This is a genomic window from Streptomyces sp. OfavH-34-F (assembly GCF_022347745.1).
Classification (GTDB): Bacteria; Actinomycetota; Actinomycetes; order Streptomycetales; family Streptomycetaceae; genus Streptomyces.
Genome location: NZ_JAKRGC010000527.1, coordinates 1 through 2608, shown reverse-complemented (window position 1 = coordinate 2608; position 2608 = coordinate 1). Strand labels below are relative to the sequence as shown.

The 2608-nt window shown below is 75.5% G+C and carries 2 protein-coding genes; both read right to left on the bottom strand.

Going from position 1 to position 2608, the window contains the following annotated elements; translation table 11 throughout:
- Positions 1-89: 89 nt before the first annotated feature.
- A complete protein-coding gene (locus MHW47_RS34410) occupies positions 90-1478 on the bottom strand; it encodes an aldehyde dehydrogenase family protein (protein WP_239227766.1) in 1389 nt (462 codons plus the stop codon).
- 107 nt (positions 1479-1585) lie between these two features.
- Positions 1586-2608: CdaR family transcriptional regulator (locus tag MHW47_RS34405; protein WP_239227765.1), on the bottom strand; the 1023-nt coding region annotated here is incomplete at its 5' end.

The window sequence follows — 2608 nt, the reverse complement described above, 5'->3', positions numbered from 1 at the left end:
AGCGACTGGACGCTCCCCGCCGCTCTCCGCCGCTAGAGGGCGAGGCCGGTGAGGACCAGGACTCGCTCTTATTTTTAGTCTTCCATCGCTTAGCGGACGCCCTCGCGGCCGACGCCGGACTGCTTGGCTCCGCCGTACGGCATCTGGTCGGCGCGGTACGAGGGGACGTCGCCGATGATGACGCCGCCGACCTCCAGGGCGCGGTGGGCGCGGAAGGCGGCCTGGACGTCGTGCGTGAACACGCCCGCCTGGAGCCCGTACTGCGAGGCGTTGACGGCGGCGAACGCGGCGGCCTCGCCGTCCACCTTCTGCACCGAGAGGACGGGCCCGAAGACCTCCTCGGTGGCGAGGGTGACACCCTCGGGCAGGTCGGTGAGGACGGTCGGCGCGTACGACGAGCCGTCGCGCTTGCCGCCCGCGAGCAGCCGGGCGCCCGCGGCGACGGCCTCGTCCACCCAGGACTCGACGCGCCGGGCGGCGGCCTCGTCCACGAGCGGGCCGACGTCGGTGGACGGGTCGGAGGGATCGCCGGTGACCTGGGCCTCCACGGCGGCGACGATCCGGGGCAGCAGCCGGTCGTACACGCCGGCGTCCGCGATGACGCGCTGCACCGAGATGCAGGACTGGCCGCCCTGATAGTTGGAGAAGGTCGCGATGCGGGACGCGGCCCAGTCCAGGTCCTCGTCGGAGGCGTAGTCGCCGAGCACCACGGCCGCGCCGTTGCCGCCGAGTTCCAGCGTGCAGTGCTTGCGGGGCACCGAGTCCATGATCGCGTAGCCGACCGGGGCGGAGCCGGTGAAGGAGATGACCGGCAGGCGCTCGTCCTGGACGAGGGCGGGCATCCGGTCGTTGGGGACCGTGAGGACGGACCAGGAGCCGGCCGGGAGGTCCGTCTCGGCCAGCAGTTCGCCCAGCACCAGCGAGGAGATCGGGGTGGCCGGGGCCGGCTTCAGGATGATCGGGACGCCCACGGCGATGGCCGGGGCGACCTTGTGGGCGCTGAGGTTCAGCGGGAAGTTGAAGGGGGCGATGCCGAGGACGGTGCCGCGCGGGAAGCGGCGGGTCAGGGCGAGCCGGCCGGTGCCGCCGGCGTCGGTGTCCAGGCGCTGGGCGTCGCCGCCGTTGAACCGGCGGGCCTCCTCGGAGGCGAAGCGGAAGACGGAGACGGCCCGGCCGACCTCGCCGCGCGCCCACTTGATCGGCTTGCCGTTCTCGGCGGAGATCAGCCCGGCCAGTTCCTCGGTGCGCTCCGCGAGGCGGCGGGCGACGTGGTCCAGCGCGGCGGCCCGGACGTGGGCCGGGGTCGCGGCGAACTCCTCGCGCACGGCGTGCGCGGCGGCGACGGCCTCCTCGACCTGGGCCTCGGTCGGGACGCCGACCGTGCCGACGAGACGCCCGTCCCAGGGGTTGGTGACGTCGAAGCTTTCCTCGCCGGTGGCCTGACGGCCGGCCAGCCAGAAGGCGTGGGTGGAGGTCATGGGGTTCCGGCCCTTCGATGGCGGGGGGTGTGTCCGCCCCCACGGTAGGGCCGCACGGACCCTCCGGCGTTTGTCCGGGATGGAGCAGACAGGGGCCGGGGTGCGCCTCATTGGCCAGGGGGTGTGGTGACCTTCAGGGCGAGCCACAGCTCCATCCGGACGTCGGGGTCGTCCAGCGAGCGGCCGAGGATCTCCTCCACCCGCCGCATCCGGTACCGCAGGGTGTGCCGGTGGACCCCGAGGTCGGCGGCGGCCGCGTCCCACTGGCCGTGGTGCGCGAGCCAGGCGCGCACGGAGGCGACCAGATCGCCCCGGCCCTTGGCGTCGTGCTCGTACAGGGCGCGGAGCATGCCGTCGGCGAAGGCCCGCACCGCGTCGTCGGCGAGCAGCGGCAGCACGGAGCCGGTGGCCAGCTCGGCGTGCTCGACCAGGGCCCTGCCCCGGCGGCGGGCAACCGAGAGGGCCTGTTCGGCCTGCTTGTACGCGGCGGAGACGGCGACCGGGCCCGCCGGGGCGGACATGCCCACCACGATGTCGGACTCCTGGGCGGCGGCCGACTCGCGCGGGGCGCGTGCGTCCTGCGCCTCGGCGTACGCCGCGCAGGCGGCCACCGCCGCGCCGTCGTCCGCGGCCAGCACCAGGAGCCGTTCGCCCTCGGGGACCATCAGCAGGGTCTCCCCGGACCGGTGGGCGGCGGTTTCCAGGACGTCGGCCAGGGGCGCCGTGGCGCCGGGGTCCTGGGCCTCGGCGATGAGCAGCCGGAAGGGGGCGTCGAGCAGTCCGCCGTAGAGGTCCCCGGCGACCGCGCGGGCGTGGTCGGGCTGGCCGGCGAGCAGCATCCGCAGCACCGCCGCGCCGAGGCGCTGTTCGGCGCCCTGGAGGGCGCGGGAGCGGGCGGTGGTGAGGGTGAGGAGGGCGACCGCGGAGTGCACGGCGTACCGCTCGGCGGTCCCGAGGGCGGCCCCGGTGCCGACGGCCAGGGCGCCGCGGACCCGGCGGCCGGTGCCCAGGGACTGGAGTTCGACGCGGTCGTCGGTGTCGCCGACGACCATGCTGGCCGGGGCCGGGCGGGCGCGCAGCCGTTCCACCTCCGGGGTGAGCCGGGCGGCGCGGCGGGCGGCCCACTCGGG

Excerpts from the sequence above, each read along its gene's own strand:
- MHW47_RS34410 (WP_239227766.1), bottom strand. The coding sequence starts at position 1,478 with ATGACCTCCACCCACGCCTTCTGGCTGGCCGGCCGTCAGGCCACCGGC.